This is a genomic window from Cellulosimicrobium sp. So1_17 (genome assembly GCF_055181235.1).
The window spans coordinates 1,395,430-1,414,318 of record NZ_CM143702.1 but is presented as its reverse complement, the minus strand read 5'-3'; the positions used below and the strand labels follow the sequence as shown (position 1 = coordinate 1,414,318).

At 73.1% G+C, this 18,889-nt stretch carries 16 protein-coding genes; 6 read left to right on the top strand and 10 right to left on the bottom strand.

What is annotated here, in order from left to right:
• Window positions 1-20: 20 nt before the first annotated feature.
• From ACZCLJ_RS06350 to ACZCLJ_RS06340, 3 genes are all read right to left on the bottom strand, one after another.
• Window positions 21-1,826: an acetyl/propionyl/methylcrotonyl-CoA carboxylase subunit alpha gene (locus ACZCLJ_RS06350; RefSeq protein ID WP_463105838.1), complete on the bottom strand. Its 1,806-nt coding sequence runs from the start codon at window positions 1,824-1,826 to the stop codon at window positions 21-23.
• A gap of 181 nt (window positions 1,827-2,007) precedes the next feature.
• Window positions 2,008-2,679 carry a Maf family protein gene (locus tag ACZCLJ_RS06345; protein WP_463105837.1) on the bottom strand — a complete coding sequence of 224 codons (672 nt, stop codon included), beginning with the start codon at window positions 2,677-2,679 and terminating at the stop codon, window positions 2,008-2,010.
• Between the two features lie 216 nt (window positions 2,680-2,895).
• A complete protein-coding gene (locus tag ACZCLJ_RS06340; RefSeq protein ID WP_463105836.1) occupies window positions 2,896-4,014 on the bottom strand; it encodes a hypothetical protein in 1,119 nt (372 codons plus the stop codon).
• A 392-nt stretch (window positions 4,015-4,406) separates the two neighbouring features.
• On the opposite strand from ACZCLJ_RS06340, the gene ACZCLJ_RS06335 reads away from it, so the two are divergent.
• Window positions 4,407-4,601, top strand: coding sequence for a hypothetical protein (locus ACZCLJ_RS06335; protein ID WP_463105835.1), 195 nt, complete (start codon window positions 4,407-4,409; stop codon window positions 4,599-4,601).
• 77 nt (window positions 4,602-4,678) lie between these two features.
• On the opposite strand, the gene ACZCLJ_RS06330 is transcribed toward ACZCLJ_RS06335, so the two are convergent.
• The 6 genes from ACZCLJ_RS06330 to ACZCLJ_RS06305 are packed head-to-tail and all read right to left on the bottom strand — an operon-like array spanning window position 4,679 to window position 10,554.
• Complete coding sequence (locus ACZCLJ_RS06330) at window positions 4,679-5,599, bottom strand: AEC family transporter (protein ID WP_463105834.1); 921 nt, start codon at window positions 5,597-5,599, stop codon at window positions 4,679-4,681.
• A gap of 3 nt (window positions 5,600-5,602) precedes the next feature.
• Window positions 5,603-7,342 (bottom strand): DUF885 domain-containing protein, encoded by a 1,740-nt coding sequence (locus tag ACZCLJ_RS06325; protein ID WP_463105833.1) that lies wholly within the window; start codon window positions 7,340-7,342, stop codon window positions 5,603-5,605.
• Window positions 7,343-7,384: 42 nt separating this feature from the next.
• Window positions 7,385-8,110, bottom strand: coding sequence for a hypothetical protein (locus ACZCLJ_RS06320; RefSeq protein ID WP_463105832.1), 726 nt, complete (start codon window positions 8,108-8,110; stop codon window positions 7,385-7,387).
• Complete coding sequence (locus tag ACZCLJ_RS06315; RefSeq protein ID WP_463105831.1) at window positions 8,107-8,361, bottom strand: acyl-CoA carboxylase epsilon subunit; 255 nt, start codon at window positions 8,359-8,361, stop codon at window positions 8,107-8,109. Before ACZCLJ_RS06315 ends, ACZCLJ_RS06320 begins: the two co-directional genes overlap by 4 nt.
• The gene (locus ACZCLJ_RS06310; protein WP_251153293.1) at window positions 8,358-8,903 is read right to left on the bottom strand and encodes a hypothetical protein; all 546 of its coding nucleotides are present in this window, start codon (window positions 8,901-8,903) and stop codon (window positions 8,358-8,360) included. The genes ACZCLJ_RS06315 and ACZCLJ_RS06310 overlap by 4 nt, the downstream gene beginning before the upstream one ends.
• Window positions 8,904-8,952: 49 nt before the next feature.
• Window positions 8,953-10,554 (bottom strand): acyl-CoA carboxylase subunit beta, encoded by a 1,602-nt coding sequence (locus tag ACZCLJ_RS06305; protein ID WP_251153369.1) that lies wholly within the window; start codon window positions 10,552-10,554, stop codon window positions 8,953-8,955.
• A 212-nt stretch (window positions 10,555-10,766) separates the two neighbouring features.
• Here ACZCLJ_RS06305 and ACZCLJ_RS06300 point away from each other — a divergent pair, with 212 nt between their 5' ends.
• Window positions 10,767-11,747, top strand: a complete 981-nt coding sequence (locus tag ACZCLJ_RS06300; RefSeq protein ID WP_463105830.1) for a biotin--[acetyl-CoA-carboxylase] ligase — start codon at window positions 10,767-10,769, stop codon at window positions 11,745-11,747.
• Between the two features lie 64 nt (window positions 11,748-11,811).
• Complete coding sequence (locus ACZCLJ_RS06295; RefSeq protein ID WP_463105829.1) at window positions 11,812-12,909, top strand: adenylate/guanylate cyclase domain-containing protein; 1,098 nt, start codon at window positions 11,812-11,814, stop codon at window positions 12,907-12,909.
• Window positions 12,910-12,912: 3 nt separating this feature from the next.
• Here ACZCLJ_RS06295 and ACZCLJ_RS06290 read toward each other — a convergent pair whose 3' ends face one another.
• Window positions 12,913-13,677 carry an SOS response-associated peptidase gene (locus tag ACZCLJ_RS06290; RefSeq protein WP_463105828.1) on the bottom strand — a complete coding sequence of 255 codons (765 nt, stop codon included), beginning with the start codon at window positions 13,675-13,677 and terminating at the stop codon, window positions 12,913-12,915.
• 125 nt (window positions 13,678-13,802) lie between these two features.
• Here ACZCLJ_RS06290 and ACZCLJ_RS06285 point away from each other — a divergent pair, with 125 nt between their 5' ends.
• The 3 genes from ACZCLJ_RS06285 (at window position 13,803) to ACZCLJ_RS06275 (ending at window position 18,866) form a co-directional block, all read left to right on the top strand.
• Complete coding sequence (locus tag ACZCLJ_RS06285) at window positions 13,803-15,038, top strand: multidrug effflux MFS transporter (RefSeq protein WP_463105827.1); 1,236 nt, start codon at window positions 13,803-13,805, stop codon at window positions 15,036-15,038.
• A gap of 86 nt (window positions 15,039-15,124) precedes the next feature.
• Entirely contained in the window at window positions 15,125-17,413 is a 2,289-nt protein-coding gene (locus ACZCLJ_RS06280) for an esterase-like activity of phytase family protein (RefSeq protein WP_463105826.1), read from the top strand.
• 133 nt (window positions 17,414-17,546) lie between these two features.
• Window positions 17,547-18,866 carry an LCP family protein gene (locus ACZCLJ_RS06275; protein ID WP_463105825.1) on the top strand — a complete coding sequence of 440 codons (1,320 nt, stop codon included), beginning with the start codon at window positions 17,547-17,549 and terminating at the stop codon, window positions 18,864-18,866.
• Window positions 18,867-18,889: the final 23 nt, after the last annotated feature.

Genomic DNA, 18,889 nt, shown 5'->3' with positions numbered 1-18,889 from the left:
CAGGCGTCAGGCGGGGACGGTCAGTCGACGATCTCGCAGATCGAGGTCCCCGCGCTGACGCTCGCGCCCGCGCTCGCGGCCAGCGAGCGCACGGTGCCGGCGCGGTGCGCGAGCAGCGGCTGCTCCATCTTCATCGCCTCGAGCACGACGACGAGGTCGCCCTCGGCGACCTGCGCCCCGTCCTCGACGGCGACCTTGACGATCGTGCCCTGCATCGGGGAGGCGAGCGTGGTGCCGGACGTGCCGCCGTTGGTGCGAGCCGCAGTGCGACGGGCAGGTCGGCGTGCGGCGTTCGCCGTGCGTGCGCGGCCCGCAGCCATGCCGAGCCCGGCGGGGAGGACGACCTCGAGACGCTTGCCGCCGACCTCGACGACCACGCGCTCCGTCGCGACGGGCTCGTCCGCGTCGTCGTCCGTGGGCGCCGACCCGGACGTGCGGGCCAGAGTGGCGAGCGTGTCCGCGAACTCGGTCTCGATCCACCGCGTGTGCACCCGGAACGGCTCGTCGCCCGCGGGCACGAACGCCTCGGCGTCGAGCACGGCGCGGTGGAACGGCACGACGGTCGGGATGCCCTCGATCTCGAGCTCGCGCAGCGCGCGGCGTGACCGCTCGACGGCCTGCTGCCGCGTGGCGCCCGTGACGATGACCTTGGCGATCATCGAGTCGAACGCGCCGGAGATCGTGTCGCCCTCCACGACGCCCGAGTCGACGCGCACGCCCGGTCCGGACGGGAAGCGCAGGGTCGAGATGCGACCCGGCGCGGGCAGGAAGTTCGCGGCCGGGTCCTCGCCGTTGATGCGGAACTCGATGGAGTGCCCGCGCGTGGCGACGGACGAGTAGCCGAGCGGCTCTCCCGCGGCGATGCGGAGCTGTTCGCGCACGAGGTCGATGCCGCTGATCTCCTCGGAGACGGGGTGCTCGACCTGCAGGCGCGTGTTGACCTCGAGGAACGAGATGGTCCCGTCGGCGCCCACGAGGAACTCGCACGTGCCTGCGCCGACGTACCCGGCCTCCCGCAGGATCGCCTCGGACGCCTTGTAGAGCTCGGCCTCCTGCTCGGGCGTGAGGAAGGGTGCGGGTGCCTCCTCGACGAGCTTCTGGTGCCGCCGCTGGAGCGAGCAGTCGCGCGTGGAGACCACGACGACGGTGCCGTGCTCGTCGGCGAGGCACTGGGTCTCGACGTGGCGCGGGGTGTCGAGGTAGCGCTCGACGAAGCATTCGCCCCGCCCGAACGCTGCCACGGCCTCGCGGACCGCGGACTCGTAGAGCTCGTCGATCTCCTCGGCGACCCGCGCGACCTTGAGGCCCCGGCCGCCGCCCCCGAACGCAGCCTTGATCGCGATCGGCAGGCCATGCTCGGCCGCGAAGGCGTGCACCTCGCTCGCGTCGGCGACGGGGTCGGACGTGCCCGGGACGAGCGGCGCGCCGGCGCGCTGCGCGATGTGGCGCGCGCTCACCTTGTCGCCGAGCGCGTCGATCGCGGCAGGCGGCGGCCCGATCCACACCAGCCCGGCGTCGATCACGGCCTGCGCAAAGCCGGCGTTCTCCGCGAGGAAGCCGTACCCCGGGTGCACCGCGTCGGCGCCGGAGCGGCGGGCGACGTCGAGCAGCTTGTCGACGTCGAGGTAGGTCTCGGCCGCGCGCGCACCGCCCAGCGCGAAGGCCTCGTCGGCGACGCGGACGTGCAGGGCCTGGCGGTCCGGGTCCGCGTAGACCGCGACCGACGCGACGCCGGCGTCGGCGCACGCGCGGGCGATCCGGACGGCGATCTCGCCGCGGTTCGCGATGAGGACCTTGCTCAGGGGGCGTGAGGGGTTCGCGGGCACGGCTCACGGTAACGCGTGCCCGGACCGCCGATCACGCTCCGACGCCCGGTACCGGACAAGATTGGAGATGCAGCCAAGGCGCGTCCGGGGTGGTTGGAGGAAACCTCCATAGCGAGTCCTCTCCGGGAGGCTCGCGCGACACGGGGTTGTCCGGCTCCGACAACTCTGCGTGCCGTCGGGCTCAACCGCGGAGCTCGTGCCAGGCCACGCCGACCTCGTCGAGCAGCTCGCGCACGAGCGGCAGGCTGATGCCGACGACGTTGTGGTGGTCGCCCTCGATGCGCTCGACGTACGGACCGCCGAGCCCGTCGACGGTGAAGGCCCCGGCGACGTGCAGCGGCTCGCCCGTCGCGACGTAGGCGTCGATCTCCGCGTCGGAGAGGTCGGCGAAGTGGACGGTCGTCGAGGCGGTCGCGCCGAGCGTCGCGCCGGTGCCGCCGTCGTCGTGGTGGCGCAGGTCGATCAGCCAGTGGCCGGTGTGCAACACGCCCGCGCGTCCGCGCATCGCTCGCCACCGCTCGCGCGCGTCGTCGGCGTCCCGCGGCTTGCCCAGGATGTCGCCGTCGAGCTCGAGCATCGAGTCGCAGCCGACCAGCAGGTCGGCATCCGTGCCGTCGTCCACCGGCTCGTCCGCGTCGGCCTCGGCGTCGAGCGCGCGTGCGACCTCCTCGGCCTTGGCGCGCGCCAGCACGAGCACGGCATCGACGGGGGCGAGGTCGCCGTAGCGCTCCGCCGCGTCCCGCAGGACGGCGTCCTCGTCGACGTCGGACACGCGGACCGCCGGGTCCACCCCGGCGGAGCGCAGGGTCGTCAGGCGGGCAGGGGAGCGCGAGGCGAGCACGAGTCGGAGCACCCGCGCAGACTACCCGCCGCGCCGGTGCCACGAGCTGCCGACAGCCGTGTCAGCGGTCGGTGCCCAGTCGCCGAGGCAGAGCGGGGTGAGCCGTGGAGGAACACCGGGAAGCATGTCCTCGTCCTCAGTCGATGAGGCGTATCACTGCAGTCAGCGCAATGCGCAGACGAGGATCGGACATATGCACCAGTCATGCTCGTCGCGGCGGATGTCCGTTCAGTGCTCGTTGCTCCCGTCGACGAGCGCGCAGCGCGGCTGCGTGCAGCGTTCCCGCGCGCCAGCCTTGCGCCCGTGCGCTGACCAGATTGCACCCATGTCGACCTCAGCCATCGCCTCACGCATCAGCGTGACGGCGTGGTCGGAGTAGCGGGGGTGGGTCTGCGACTGAAACTTGAAGACGTGTGCCACCTTGGGATTGCTGTCGATCCCGACGCGCCTCCGAAGAGGGGCGCTCCTCGGCAGCGTCAGGCTCAGCTTGTCGGCCAGCTCCACCGGGCTGATGTGGAACTTGTTCTGCAGGTCGACTTCGCGGATGGCCGCGGCGGGAGCCGACTCATCACTGACGTAGCGAACGGGAGCCCCCTCCTTCTTGGTGATCCGCACAACCAGGTTCGTGCCGGCTCCAGACGTACTGGTCTCGAGCATCACCAGCTTCGGGAAGACCTGGTCGATCGGTCGACGTGCCCGGATGCCCTCCTGGACACGGTCGACATCCTTCTGGGAGACCTTCGCCTCCTCGCCGGCATAGGACTCGAGAGCCAGCAGCGTCCGAATCCGTGCGCGTGCCTCGTGAGTCATGCGCTTGCCGGGACGCAGCAACTTGCCGATCGTCTCGTACTCGGAGTCGAGGAGAGTGTCGAACGACTGTGGTGGATCGAGCGAGAGCGGAAGCACCCGCACCGGGAGGTGATCCGCGAGCGCCTCGCCGAAGACTCTTCGGAGGATGTCGTCGAAGGCGGTGATCGCGAGGCGTGACTGCAGGTAGAGGATCTGTTCGTTGACACCGTTGTACCAGTGCTGTTCGTCGTCACGCATCGCGTCGACGGCACGGAGAACACCCTGCTCGAACGTCGTCAGCTTGATACCCAGTCGGTCGGTCGCAAGCGTCCCGCAGCGCTCAAAGCCGATCGAGCGGCCAGTGCTCTTGTCGAACACGGAGTCGCCAGGACGTTGCTTGTGGACAAGGGCGGCCTTGAGCAGCATCTCGAACGCGTGCTGGAGCGCGAGCAACACCCGAGTATGCCGGCCGCTGTCGTCCGGGTCGTTGAACGCGGCCACCGCAGACCGGAGTGACGTGATCGCCTTCGACTTGAGAACCCTCGCGTCTCGTCTCATCGCAGACACCATGTCTTCGCGCTCACATGCATGCCGGGACGGTACTCACCTATGAGGGGAGGGCGAGGATGAAATGGGGTGACCACAGGGACTGGTCACGCTCGTGTCCGCTGGCTCCTACTTCGGGACGGCCACCATGGGCCATGCTTCAGGCTGTGACAGTCATCGATCGTTCGTTTCCGGTCTCACCGCGTTCGACCCGCAGTCTGCGAGTCGGTGACCTCATCGGAGTGCCGTTGGAAGATGGTGAGTGGGCTTGCTTGCAAGTGACGGACTTGCTGCGCTCAGGGCCGGGTTCCGCGTCCTCATTGATTGTTAGTCCGCTGCTGTGGCGGGGATCCAGCCCACCGTCTGGAGCGGACGTCGCAGGGTTGGTACCGACTGAGCACGGGATGACCCACGTCGACTTGTTCACTAAGGCCGGTCTGGCCGTGACGGGTTGGGCGCCGGTCGCCGAGGACTCAGCACCGCCGCGTGGGCCGGGCGCACCGATCGGGACCCACTACCTGGTGTGGGGCTACCGCGCAGCGATCCGGCGGGCCGCCGAGGCGGCCGAGCAAGGTCAGGACTGCAACTTTCTCGGGTGAGCGGACGGAGCCGTCGGGCTGTACGTCTGTGGGAGGTGACTGCGGGCACTAGTCACGCTCGTGACCGTGAGCGTTCCTCAGGACAACAGCACCGCCGCGACGACGAGGACGACCGGTGACGCGAGGGTCGTGACGAGGATCGTGTCGCGCGCGAGGATCTCGCCGCGGCCGAACCGCGCCGCGTAGTTGTAGACGTTCTGGGCCGACGGCAGCGCGGCGAGCGTCACGGCCGCGGCGACCGCGGCGTCGTCGAACCCGAACGTGAACCGCGCGACGACGAACACGACGAGCGGCATGACGAGCAGCTTCACGCCGCTCGCGACCCAGACCGCCGCGCGCGCCTCGCCGCGCCGCAGCGGCCGCGTCCCGTGCAGCGACATGCCGAACGCGAGCAGGATCATCGGGATGGCCGCGCCGCCGAGGATGTCGAGCGGTGCCATGACGGCGACCGGTGGGGTCCAGCCCGTCAGCGAGACGACGGCGCCCGCGGCCGACCCGAGGATGATCGGGTTGCGCACCGGCTGCGCGAGGACGAACCGCCACGACATCCGGCCGCTCGTCGTCGCGTCGAGCACGAGCAGGGCCACGGGCGCGAGGACGAGCAGCTGCAGCAGGATGACCGGCACGACGGCCGTCGCGTCGCCGAGCACGTAGACCGCGACGGGCAGGCCGATGTTGTTCGCGTTCACGTAGCCGGCGCCGACGGCACCGACCGTCGCCTCCGGCGCGGGCAGGCGCAGCCACAGGCGGTTCACGAGGACGAACACGCCGGCGGCCACGACGGCGCCCACCGCCGCGACCGCCAGCGGCGCCTGGACGAGCGCCGCGACGTCGGCCCGCGCGAGCACCGTGAACAGCAGGGCCGGGCTCGCGACGAAGAACCCCACCTGGTTGAGCGCGGTCCTCGCGTCCGGGCCCCCGATGCGCAGCCGCGCGCACAGGTACCCGGCCGCGACGACCACGGCGATGATCGCGAAGCCGACCAGGACGTCCGTCACGCGTCAGGCCAGCGCGCCGCGCAGCACGTCCAGACCGACGGAGCCGAGGTTGAGCGCCCGCTCGTGGAACGCCTTGACGTCGAACGTCTCGCCGCGCGCCTCGGCGGCCGCGCGGGCGGCGTCGCGGGTCTGCTCCCACAGGCGCTGACCGACCTTGTACGACGGCGCCTGGCCCGCCCACCCGAGGTAGCGGTCGAGCTCGAAGCGGACGAACGACTCGGGCATGTTGACGTTGGCCCGGAGGAACGTCCACGCCTTGTCCGCGTCCCAGATCCCGCCACCCCACTCCTCGGGCGCCGGCAGACCGAGGTGGACCCCGATGTCGAGCACGACGCGCGCCGCGCGCATGCGCTGGGCGTCGAGCATGCCGAGCCGGTCGCCGTCGTCCTCGAGGAAGCCGAGGTCGGCCATGAGGCGCTCCGCGTACAGGGCCCAGCCCTCGCCGTGGCCGGAGACCCAGCACGCGAGGCGGCGCCACGTGTTGAGCGTGGCGCGCGCGTACACCGCCTGACCGCACTGGAGGTGGTGTCCGGGGACGCCCTCGTGGAAGACGGTGGTCTTCTCGCGCCACGTGTTGAACTCCGTGACGTCGGCGGGCACCGACCACCACATGCGGCCCGGGCGCGAGAAGTCGTCGCTCGGCGGGGTGTAGTAGATCCCGCCGGTCTGGGTGGGCGCGATCATGCACTCGAGGTCGAGGACCGGAGCGGGGATGTCGAAGTGCGTGCCGTTCAGCGCCGTGATGGCGGCGTCCGACGTCTCCTGCATCCACGACCGGAGGGCGTCCGTCCCGCGCAGCGTCCGGGCGGGGTCGGCGTCGAGCGCGGCGACGGCGTCCTCGACGCTCGCGCCCGGACCCGCGATGCGCTGGGCGATCTCCTCCTGCTCCGCGACGACGCGCGCGAGCTCCTCGAGCCCCCACGCGTACGTCTCGTCGAGGTCGACCTCGGCGCCGAGGAACGTGCGCGAGAGGAGCGCGTACCGCTCGCGCCCGACGGCGTCCTCGGTGCGCGCCTGCGGGGCGAGCGTCGTCTCGAGGAAGTCGGCGAGCCGCCCGTAGGCCTCGCGCGCCGCGGTGGCGCCGCGCTCGAGCTCGGCGCGCACGAGCGAGCACGCCGAGGAGTCGTCGAGGACGGCCGCGGCCTCCTCGCCCTGGACGAAGGTCGTGAAGAACGAGGTCTGCGGGTCGGCGAGCTCGCGCGACTGCTGCACGCCGATCCGCACCTGGCGGATCGCGGCGACGTTGCCACGGGACGCGGCCTCCGCCAGCGACGCCATGTACCCGTCCACCGCGCCGGGCAGCCCGTTGAGGCGCGCCGCGACGTTCTCCCACGCCTCGACCGTGCCCGTCGGCATGAGGTCGAACACGTCGCGCAGCTCCTGCACGGGCGACGCGATGTTGTTGAGGCTCGCGAGCGTCTCGCCGGCGTCGTGCAGCTCGAGCTGGAGACCGACGCGCTCGCGCATCGCGGCCAGGGTCACGCGGTCGACGTCGTCGACCGGCTCGAGGCCGCCGAGCTCGCGCAGCACCGCGCGGTCGGCCTCGGCGCGGGCCTCGTGGCCGGCGGGGGACAGGTCGGTCACGAGGTGGTCGTACCCGGTGAGGCCCATCGCCGTCGCCTGGAACGGGTCGAGCTCCGCGAGACGTGTCGTGTAGGCCTCGGCGACGGCGTCGATCGGGGTCGGCTCGCGGGTCACGGCGGGAGCGGCGGCAGGGTTACCGGAAGGGGTGGTGTCGGTCACGCCGCAGAGCCTACTCGCGCCGGCCCGGCCGCCTGCAGGTGGTCAGGCGCCGGGGCCCTGGTCCGGCGGCGCCTCGTGCCCGGCCGTGTGCGCGTCGTCGTCCCCGTCGGGCGTCCCCAGCGCGGCGAGGAGGTCGTCCGCCCAGTCCCGGTGGTAGCGCACGAGCAGGACGCCCGTGGCGTCCTCGTCGTCCCGAGCGTGCCAGACGGCGAGCGGGTCGCCTGCGCGCGGGCCGACGACCCCCGCCGGCACGACGACGCGCACCGGCCGGGAGAAGGTGTCGCCCGACGCGGGGGTCACGGTGAGAAGACCGGCGACCGGAGCGGCCGTCGGTCGTGCCGAGGGCGACGGCTCGGCGTCGCGTCGAGCGTCCGTGCCTCTGCCCGGCACCGAGCCCGTGGGCGTGAACGTGCCCGTCACGCGGACCGGTGCGTCGAGCAGCGCCCGACGTCCCCGTCCGACCGCGGCCGCGCCGCGGTCGTCCAGGTAGCGCACGAGCGCGAGGAGCGCGGTCACGGCCAGCCCGATCGTCGCGGCGACGACGACGGCCTCGGGCACGGGCCAGTCGCGGCCGGCCGCGAGGCGCTGGTAGACGATGAGGGCGACCGTCGGGACGAACGCGACCGCCCAGCCCCAGCGCCGCCAGGCGGCGACCCGGTCGGACGTGGGGAGCGACGTCGGGTCGGTCTCCACCGCGTCCGGGGACGCCGGGAGCTCGACCAAGACCGAGCGCACGGGCAGCCGGCGGACGCGCGCGCCGGCGCTCACGAGTGCAGGCTCCAGCGCCACGCGTCCGCGTTGTGACGGCCCGACCGGCCGCCGAAGCTCTTCGCCGTCGCCCCGGCCCCGGTGCCGCGCAGCCCGCGGACGCGGTTGGTCCACTCCGCGACGGGTGCGACGTCGTCGGGCAGGTCCGACGCCGCGGCAGCGGCCGCGAGGCCCGCGACCAGCGCCGCGACCTCGACCTCGTCAGGCGTGCCGCGCACGACGCGCACGCTGGCACCGCGCTCCTCGGTCACCGGCCGCCCTCCGTCCCGTCGTCCTCGTCGTCCAGGTCGTCGAGCGCGTCGCCGCGCGACGCCGTCCACTCCACGACGTCGAAGCCCGAGTCCACGAGCCGCGCGACCACGGCGGAGCCGGCGTCGTCGAGGAGGCCGACCACGTCGTCGAGACCGACGTCCGTCGTCCCCGCCGGCGGTGCGACGACGAACCCGAGGTAGAACTCCTCCGCCACCTCGTCGCGCGACGTCTCGTCCCGCGGCGCGGCGTCCTCCTCGCCCTCCTCGGGCTCCCACACCGACGACGTGAGGTCGGGGTGCATGCCGAGCGACCCGTGCAGCGCGTCGAACAGGCGCGCGTTGAGCGTCCCGACCCGCTCCTCGAGCGCGAGGATGCGCGGGTCCTCGTCGGCCTCGTGCGCGCCGAACTCCGCGCGCACACCGACCGCTGCCCCGACGTACTCGTGCAGCGCCGCCGCGAGGGCGTCGACCGCCGCATGCATCGGCGCCGGGTCGACCGAACCCAGCGGGGCCGGTCCGTGCGTCGCGTCCTCGTGGCTCATGCGTGCTCCCTCCGCGTCGTGCGTCCGTCGTCCAGGTTCCCGGCGGCGCTCACAGCGGGATGTTCCCGTGCTTCTTCGGGGGCAGGCTCGCGCGCTTCGTGCGCAGCGCCCGCAGCGCGCGCACGACCTGCACGCGCGTCTCCGACGGCCGGATCACCGCGTCGACGTAGCCGCGCTCCGCGGCGTCCCACGGGTTGACGATCGCGTCCTCGTACTCCGCGACGAGGCGCGCGCGCTCGGCGTCCACGTCCTCGCCGGCGTCGGCCGCCCGCTTGAGCGCCGCACGCTGGAGGATGTTCACCGCGCCGCCGGCGCCCATGACGGCGACCTGCGCCGTCGGCCACGCGAGGTTGACGTCCGCGCCCAGCTGCTTGGAGCCCATGACGATGTACGCGCCGCCGTACGCCTTGCGCGTGATGACCGTGACGAGCGGGACGGTGGCCTCGGCGTACGCGTAGATGAGCTTCGCGCCGCGGCGGATGATGCCCTGGTGCTCCTGGTCGACGCCCGGGAGGAACCCGGGGACGTCGACGAGCGTGAGCACCGGGATGTTGAACGCGTCGCACGTCCGGACGAACCGCGCCGCCTTCTCCGCGGCGTCGATGTCGAGCGTCCCGGCCATCGACAGCGGCTGGTTCGCGACCACGCCCACCGACTGGCCCTCGACGTGCCCGAACCCGACGACGACGTTCTTCGCGAACAGCGGCTGCACCTCGAGGAACGCACCCTCGTCGAGCACGTGCTCGATCACCGTGCGCATGTCGTACGGCTGGGAGTCCGAGTCGGGGACCAGGGCGTCGAGCTCGAGGTCCTCGTCGGTGACCTCCAGCTCGGTGTCCTCCGGCGGGAACGACGGCGCGTCCGACAGGTTGTTCTGCGGCAGGTACGAGACGAGGTGGCGCACGTAGTCGATCGCGTCGTCCTCGTCGGCCCCCAGGTAGTGCGCGACGCCGGACGTCGAGTTGTGCGTCAGCGCGCCGCCGAGCTCCTCGAAGCCCACGTCCTCGCCCGTCACGGCCCGGATCACGTCGGGGCCCGTGATGAACATGTTCGACGTCTTGTCCGCCATGACGATGAAGTCCGTCAGGGCGGGGGAGTAGACGGCACCCCCCGCGCTCGGGCCGAGGATGAGCGAGATCTGCGGGATCACGCCCGACGACGCGACGTTGCGCCGGAAGATCTCCGCGAACTGCGTGAGCGCCGCGACGCCCTCCTGGATGCGCGCGCCGCCGCCGTCGCTGATGCCGATCAGGGGGACGCCCGTCCGCAGCGCAAGGTCCTGCACCTTCGTGATCTTCTGGCCGTGCACCTCGCCGAGGCTCCCGCCGAACACCGTGAAGTCCTGGCTGTAGACGCACACCTGGCGGCCGTCGATCGTCCCGTGCCCGACGACGACGCCGTCGCCTGCGAGCCGCTTCTTCTCCAGGCCGAAGTTGACGGAGCGGTGCTTCGCGAACGCGTCCAGCTCGACGAAGCTCCCCTCGTCGAGCAGCGCGTCGATGCGCTCGCGCGCCGTCTTCTTGCCGCGCGCGTGCTGCTTCTCCCGCGCCGCCTCCTCGGGGACTGTCGTCGCCTCGGCGCGGCGGCGGTCCAGGTCGGCGAGCTTCGCCGCCGTCCCGGTGAGGTGCGAGGCGTCGCCGTCGGTCGTCACGTGCGCGTCGGTCGTGGCAGGTTCGGTCACGACGTCGAGCCTAGTTGGTGGGTCCGACCACCTCGATGCGGTCGTCACCAGCGCGGTGGGGGCGGGCGTTGGTGGGTCTCGACAAGCGGGACGGTCGGGTCCCGCCCACCCCGACCTCGTCCGTCGGCTCGCCCTCAGGGCCGTCGACGTGCCCGCAGCGGCTGGTGAGGGAGGATGGCGGGATGGTGAGCGTGCCCGACGGCGAGTCCCGGCAGGACGACGCGGTCCGCCCCGCGCTGCGGGCGGAGTTCCTGCGCGAGCTGCTCGTCCGGCCCGCGGGCCCGCTCGCACGGCTCGAGGTCGTCGAGGAGTCGACGTCGACGAACGCCGAGCTCGCGAAAGCCGTCGCCGCGGACCCGGGCGCATGGCCGGCGCCGGCGCTGCTCGTCGCGGAGCACCAGGGCGTCGGCCGGGGCCGGCTCGGGCGGTCGTGGACGACGCCGCCCCGAGCGGCGCTCCTCGGCTCGCTGCTCCTGCGCCCCGACTTGCCGCGCGAGGCGCTGAGCTGGCTGCCGCTGCTCGCCGGGCTGGCGACGGTCCGGGCGCTGCGCGCGACGGCCGGCGTCGACGCCGTCGTGAAGTGGCCCAACGACGTGCTCGTCCCGGACCCCGGCGCCGTGTCAGGGCCGCAGGTCACCCCGGTGTCGTCCCGCCCTGACACCACGGCGGACCTCGGTGGCGTGTCAGGGCCGCAGGTCACCCCGGTGTCGTCCCGCCCTGACACGCCGCGGCCGTTGCTCAAGGTCGCCGGGATCCTCGCCGAGGTCCTGCCCGACGGGGGCGTCGTCGTCGGCGTCGGCCTCAACGTGACCCAGGCGCGCGACGAGCTGCCCGTGCCGACGGCGACGTCGCTCGCTCTCGCCGGCGCCGCGACGACCGACCGCGAGGTGCTCCTCGTCGCGCTCGAGGAGGCGTTCCACGAGGTCGTGGTCCGCTGGCAGGACGCCGGCGGGGACGCGGCCGCGGCGGGCCTCGACGCCGATCTCCTCCGGGTCTGCGCCACGATCGGCACGCGCGTCCGCGTCGAGCGCGTCGGCGGGGACGAGTCCGTCGGGACCGCGACCGGGCTCGCTCCCGACGGCGGACTCGTCGTCCGGCACGACGACGGCACCACGAGCGTCCAGCACAGCGGCGACGTCCACCACCTGCGCCCACAGGCCTGACCGGCCGTGACCTGCGGCCGCAGGTCTGACCACCGCCGGGACTGCCCGGTCGTAGGATCGCGGGGTGCCCGAGGAGAACGACGCCGCAGCCCGGAACGACGAGACGACCGCCGACTATGCGACCGCCACTGCCGACGCCGACGTCGCCGACGGCGGGGGCGCGGCGACGGAGGCCGTCCTCGACGAGGCGCTGCTCGGCGGTCCCCGCACCCTCACGCTCGAGCGTCTCGCACAGCGTGCCGGCGTCGACGAGACCCGGGTGCGTGCCTACTGGCAAGCCCTCGGACTGCCGATCACGGAGGGCGAGGAACGCGCCTTCACCGAGCTGGACGCGCAGGCGCTCGCGGACGTCTTCGCGTTCTCCGGGTCCGAGCAGCTCGACGACCGCGCGCTGACGACCCTCATCCGCTCCACCGGGCACACGACCGAACGCCTCGTGCTGTGGCAGGTCGAGGCCCTCGTCGAGCACCTGACGCGCCGGTTCGACCTCGACGACACGAGCGCGCGGCTGCTCGTCCTCGACCGCCTGCCCGACCTCGCCCCGGTCCTGGAGGAGCAGCTCCTGCACGCGTGGCGGCGCCAGCTCGCCGCGGTCGCGGGGCGGTTCGCGGTCGAGTTCTCGCAGGCACGCGACACGGCCGTCGACGAGCACGCGCTCCCGCTGCCGCGCGCCGTCGGGTTCGCGGACATCGTGTCGTTCACGCAGCGCACGCGCGGCCTCGGGTCGAGCGAGCTCGCCGAGTTCGTCCAGCTCTTCGAGACCAGCGCGCGCGACGTCATCACGGCCGCCGGCGGCCGGGTCGTCAAGACGATCGGCGACGCGGTCCTCTACGTCGCCGACGACGTGGCCACGGGTGCGCGGGTCGCGCTCGGCCTGGCGGCGGCGGGAGGGCGCGAGGAGGACGTCGACGTGCCGCCGGTCCGTGTGAGCCTCGTGTGGGGGCGCGTGCTGTCGCGCTTCGGCGACGTGTTCGGGCCGAGCGTGAACCTCGCGGCCCGTCTCGTGGACATCGCCGACCCGACGACGGTGCTCGTCGACCGGGACACCGCGGGCATGCTCGCGCGCGACCAGCGGTTCGCACTCACCGCGCAGCCCGAGCGCGAGGTCCAGGGACTCGGCACGATCGAGCCCGTCCGGCTCCAGTGGGCGTACCGGGGCTGAGGCTCAGACCGGGGCGAGCAGCCCGGGGCCGTCGTTCGCGACGGTGTTGACCAGGGTCGGCACCTCGCGCGCCACCATCGGGACGTCGTCGTGCGGACCGCCGAGGCCGAGCAGGTCGGCGGCGCCCTTCGCGTCGACCGCCGGGTCGAGCCACGCGTCCCAGGCGTCCGGGGGCAGGACGAGCGGCATCCGGTCGTGGATCTCGGCGAGGTACGGCGCGGCGTCGGTCGTCACGATGGTCGTCGACACGAGCCAGCGGTCCGGGTCGTCGTCCGCCTTGGTCCGGTCGCGCCAGAACTCGTACAGGCCGGCGAACGCCGCGCCGCGACCCTCGCCGGGCTCGATGTAGTACGGCTGCTTCGGGGTCTTCCCGCGCCGCGGGCGGGCCTCGTCGCCCGCCGGGGACGCGCCGTCGGGCAGGAGACGCCACTCGTAGTAGCCGTCGGCGGGGACGAGGCAGCGGCGGACGCCGAAGGGCTTCGCGAACGCGGGCTTGTCGAGGATCGTCTCGGCCCGCGCGTTGATCATTCGCGCGCCGCCCGTGGGGCTCTTCGACCACGACGGCACGAGCCCCCAGCGGGCGACGCGCAGCGAGCGCCGCACCTCGCCCGTGTCCTTGGCGGCGCGCTCGACGACGATCCGCACGGGATCCGTCGGGGCGAGGTTCCACGACGGGGGCAGGAGCCGGGCGTCGTCGGCCAGGTCGGCGACGGCGAACTCGTCGGCGAGGTCCTGGGCATCCCGGAAGGAGGCGTAGCGTCCGCACATGCTTCCAGGGTGCCGCACGGCGCCCACACCCGGCACGGCCGCGGCCGCTCGGCCGCTCGGCAGGGAGAGGCGAATCACGTCGCCCGGGGCGATCATTTCGTGATCGAATCGATACGATATCCCCCATGCCCTCCTCCTCGGCCGAGTCCGTCATGCCCCGACCGAGGTCCTCCGCACGCTGGGTCCTGCTGCTCGGTGCGCTCGCGACGCTCCCCGCACTGACCGTCGACATGTACCTGCCGCTCCTGCCCGAGGTCGGCGCCGAGCTCGGGGCCCCGGACTCGCTCGCGCAGCTCACGCTCTCGGGCATGCTCGTCGGCGGCGCGGTGGGGCAGCTCGTCATCGGACCGCTCTCGGACCGCTACGGCCGCCGGCTGCCCGTGATGGTCGGCCTGACCCTCCACGTCGTCACGTCGCTGCTGTGCGCGCTCGCGCCCAACATCGGCATGCTCATCGCGCTGCGCGTCCTCCAGGGCTTCTTCAACGCCTCCGCGTCGGTCGTCGCGATCGCCGCCATCCGGGACCGGTTCACCGGGTCCGACGCCGCGCGCGTGCTGTCGCGGCTGATGCTCGTCATCGGTCTCGCGCCGCTCCTCGCGCCGTCGATCGGCTCCTTCATCGGGGCGCACGCGTCGTGGCGGGCCGTGTTCTGGGTGCTCGCGCTGGGCGGGATCGTGCTCGCCGCGATCGTCGCGCTCTGGATGCCGGAGTCCCTGCCGCTCGAGCGCCGCCGCCCCGCGGGAGCCCGGACCGTGCTGCGCGGCTACCGGAGCCTGCTGCGCGACCGGCACTTCGTCGCGCTCGCGGTCCTGCCCGGCCTCGGGCAGGCGGTGCTCATGAGCTACGTCGTCGGGTCGCCCTTCGTGCTCCAGGAGGGCTACGGGCTCAGCCACGGGCAGTTCGCCGCCCTCTTCGCGGTCAACGGCATCGGCCTCGTGCTGTCCGCGCAGCTCAACGCGTCTCTCGTCCGTCGCGTCGCGCCGATCCGCCTCCTGCGGACGGCGCTCGTCGTGCAGGGAGTCTTCGCGGTCGGGCTCGTCGTCGTCGCCGTCTCCGGTGCGGGCGGTCTCGGCGGGATCCTCGTGGCGCTCTTCCTCGTGCTCTCCCTCCAGGGGCTCATCCCGGCGAACGCGTCCGCGCTCGCACTCTCGCGCCACGGCGAGATCGCCGGGACCGCGGCCGCGGTCATCGGCGCGTTCCAGTCGGGCGTGGCGGGCCTCGTGAGCCCGCTCGTCGGCGTCCTCGGGGGCGACGCCGTCGCCATGTCGACCGTCATGCTGGGCGCGGTCGTCGCATCCCTGCTCGTCCTCGGGCTCGCCACGCCCGCCTTCCGCAAGGGCGGCTGGCACACGCCGGTCTGACGTCGTCACCCGGCGGCCACCGAGTCGTCGTCGGCGCGACGCCCACCGGACATGCGGGCGACGCCCGGCGGCGTTCTGCTGTTCTCATGAGACCCACAGCCGTGCTCAAGGTCGTCGCCGCCGCGGTCGCCGCGACGCTCCTCCTCCCCGTGACCGCCAGCGCCGCGCCGGTTCCCGGCGCCCCCTCCGACGCAGCGCAGGGCCACGGCTCCGCCGAGCAGGTCGGCGGGCACAACGGCGGGCACGGCTCCGGCCGCACCTGGACGACCGTCCCCACCCTGGTCGCCCGCGCCACCCTGTCGGCGGACCACCTCGAGGAGGGGCCGCCGTCGGGCGCCCTCGTGACGCCCGCCAACGGGCGGCAGGGGCCGTTCGCCGGGCAGGTCGTCCCCGGCTTCTCGGCGATGATCGACAACGGCGACGGCACCTTCTGGGCGCAGCCGGACAACGGGTTCGGCGCCAAGGGCAACTCGGCGGACTTCCTCCTGCGCCTGTACAAGGTGACGCCCCACTGGGAGACGCCGCGGGGCGGGTCCGGGGAGATCGAGGTCGGCGAGCACATCTCCCTGCGCGACCCCGACCACCGGTTCGACTTCCCGATCGTCCACGAGGACACCGACGAGCGGCTCCTCACCGGGGCCGACCTCGACATCGAGTCCGTCGTGCGCGCGAAGGACGGCAGCTTCTGGATCGGCGAGGAGTTCGGGCCGTTCCTCGTGCACGTCGACGCGACCGGCAAGGTCCTGTCCGCGCCCGTCCCGTCCCCCGACGGCAAGTCGCCCGCCAACCCGTACCTCGCTCCGGGCGAGACGCCGCGCGTCGGGTCGAGCCGGGGCTTCGAGGCGCTCGCCGGCTCGCGCGACGGCCGCTACCTCTACCCGGTGCTCGAGGGCGCGCTCGTCGGCGACGACCCGCGCGACCGCGTCGTGCGCCAGTTCGACACGCGCGCCGGCCGCTACACCGACCGGACCTGGACCTACCGCGTCGACACCGACGCGAACGTCGTGGGCGACGCGTTCCTGGTCGGCAAGGACGAGCTGCTCCTCGTCGAGCGCGACGACTTCGAGGGCGAGCAGTCCGTCATCAAGCGCGTGTACCGCGTCGACCTGAGCGAGCGCGACCGGTCCGGGAACCTCGAGAAGGAGCTCGTGCTCGACGCGCTGAAGATCGCCAACCCGCACGGCATCGGTGACGGCGACGGCTACGGCACGGGCGACCCGTTCTCCCTGCCCGTGCAGTCGTTCGAGACCGTGGTCCAGCTCCGCGACGGGCGCCTGCTCATCGGCAACGACAACAACTACCCGGGCAACGACGCGCGCGTGCCCGGCACCCCCGACGACACGGAGCTGGCGGTCGTCGAGCTGCGCCGCGAGAAGGTCGCGACCGACGACGTCACGGTCGTCGCGCACCGCGGCGCGAGCGGCTACCGCCCGGAGCACACGCTCGCCGCGTACGAGCTCGCCATCCAGCAGTGCGCCGACTACATCGAGCCCGACGTCGTCCCCACGAAGGACGGCGTGCTCGTCGCCCGGCACGAGAACGAGATCGGCGGCACGACGGACGTCGGCACCCGTGCCGAGTTCGCCGACCGCCGCACGACCAAGGTGATCGACGGCGCGAGCCTCACCGGCTGGTTCACGGAGGACTTCACGCTCGCCGAGCTCCGCACGCTGCGCGCGAAGGAGCGCATCCCCGCGGTCCGCCCCGGCAACACCGCGTTCGACGGCCTGTACCCCGTGCCGACGCTCGCCGAGGTCCTCGACCTCGCGCGCCACTCCGAGACGTGCGACGGCGAGCAGGTCGGGGTCTACCCGGAGACCAAGCACCCGACGTACTTCGACTCGATCGGGCTCTCGCTCGAGGAGCCGCTCGTCGCGGCGCTGCGCGAGGCGGGTCTCGACTCGTCGAAGGCCCCGGTGATCCTCCAGTCCTTCGAGACCGGCAACCTGCGCGAGCTCGACCGCATGACGAAGGTCGACATCGCCCAGCTCGTGAGCAGCTCCGGCGCACCGTACGACCTCGTCGCGGCCGGCGACCCCCGCACGTACGCCGACCTCGTCACCCGCTCCGGGCTGCGGGAGATCGCGCGCTACGCCGACGGCGTGGGCCTCGAGAAGAACGTCATGATCCCGCGCCGCGCCGACGGCACCCTGGGCGAGCCCACGAGCGTGATCCGCGACGCGCACCGCGCCGGGCTCGAGGTCCACGGCTGGACGTTCCGCGCCGAGAACCAGTTCCTCCCCGCCGAGTTCCGCTCGAGCACCGACCCTGCCGCGCACGGAGACCTGGCGGGGGAGATCCAGCGGTTCCTCGACGCGGGCATGGACGGGTTCTTCACCGACCAGCCCGACCTCGGCGTGGCCGCGGCACGCTGACAGGTCAGGGCCTCCGCGGGGCGTCGTCGGGCACCCGCCCGACGGCGTCCCGCGGCGTGGTCTTCGCGTCACCTTCACCGGTTCGGCGAGACGTCGCGCGCATGCCTCCCCGTGCTGGCCCTACCCTCAGGGGGTGCCCAAGTCTTCCGAGCCGTCCGCGCCCCGCGCGTCGGGTGGCCCGCACCACGCCCGCAGGCTCGCCTCCCACCGCGTCGCGCGGACCGTCGGCCTCGTCCTCACCGGCGCCCTGAGCTTCGCCGCCGTCGGCGCCGGGGCCGTCTATCTCGACCTCAAGTCGAAGATCACGGTGAGCGACGTCTCCGACCTCGTGGTCGGCGGACCGGCCGTCGAGCCGCCGAAGGACCCCGACGACCCCTTCGCCGGGCGCGCCCTCAACATCCTGGTCATGGGCACCGACTACCGCGACGAGGAGAACGCCGCCCTCGCCGGCGAGGAGGAGGGCATGCGTTCCGACACGACCTTCATCGCGCACGTGTCCGGCGACCGCACGCGCATGGAGGTCGTCTCGATCCCGCGCGACTCGCTCGTCGAGATCCCCTCCTGCACCCTGCCCGACGGGTCGATGTCCTCGCCGCAGTACGGCATGTTCAACTCCGCTTTCGAGATCGGGTCCGGCGGGGTCGACGACCTCGACCACGCCGCGGCGTGCACCATCACGGCCGTGCAGGAGCTCACCGGCATCCCCGTCACGAACCACGTCGTCGTGAAGATGTCGGGCGTCATCGGCGTCGTCGACGCCATCGGCGGCGTGACGATGTGCTTCCCCGAGGACGTCGTAGGCGGTGTCCACTCGCCCGCCCTCAACATCCCCGCCGGTCAGCGCGACCTCGACGGAAGGACGTCGATCGAGTTCCTCCGTGCGCGCAAGGGGCAGGGCATGGGTCTCGAGATGGGCAGCGACCTCGCCCGGATCCAGCGCCAGCAGGCGTTCATCGACTCCGCCGTGCGCGAGATCCTGTCGAAGGACCTCATCACCAACTCCCCGCAGCTCTACGGCATGATCCAGGCCGTGCTCAGCTCGATCAGCGCCGACCAGACCATCGCGGACCCGACGGCGCTCGCCGGCCTCGCGTTCAGCCTGCGGAACATCGACCCGTCCGAGGTCGTGTTCACCGAGCTCCCGGTGGTCACGGCCAGCAGCGACGCCAACCGCGTCGAGTGGACCTCCGCCGCCGACGAGATCTGGCAGCGCATCGTCGCCGACCAGCCGCCGCCGGGTCACGAGGCGCCCGCCGACCCGCGCGACGACGCGACGACCGGTGACGGGACCCAGGAGCCCGGCACCGACCCGGCGCCCCCCGCGGACGCGGGTCAGCCTCCGGCGGACGCCGGTCAGCCCCCGGCCGACGGCGGCGCGACCGACCCGGGCGCGGCCCCCACGGAGCCCGCCCCCGAGGAGACGCTGCTCCCCGGCGTGTGCCCGCCCTCCTGACGACCGCGCTCCGGCACGGCCGC

Coding starts and splice junctions, on each gene's coding strand:
- ACZCLJ_RS06340 (WP_463105836.1), bottom strand. CDS start 4,014: ATGAGACGAGACGCGAGGGTTCTCAAGTCGAAGGCGATCACGTCACTC.
- ACZCLJ_RS06335 (WP_463105835.1), top strand. CDS start 4,407: ATGACCCACGTCGACTTGTTCACTAAGGCCGGTCTGGCCGTGACGGGT.
- ACZCLJ_RS06310 (WP_251153293.1), bottom strand. CDS start 8,903: ATGAGCCACGAGGACGCGACGCACGGACCGGCCCCGCTGGGTTCGGTC.
- ACZCLJ_RS06300 (WP_463105830.1), top strand. CDS start 10,767: ATGGTGAGCGTGCCCGACGGCGAGTCCCGGCAGGACGACGCGGTCCGC.
- ACZCLJ_RS06290 (WP_463105828.1), bottom strand. CDS start 13,677: ATGTGCGGACGCTACGCCTCCTTCCGGGATGCCCAGGACCTCGCCGAC.
- ACZCLJ_RS06285 (WP_463105827.1), top strand. CDS start 13,803: ATGCCCTCCTCCTCGGCCGAGTCCGTCATGCCCCGACCGAGGTCCTCC.
- ACZCLJ_RS06280 (WP_463105826.1), top strand. CDS start 15,125: ATGAGACCCACAGCCGTGCTCAAGGTCGTCGCCGCCGCGGTCGCCGCG.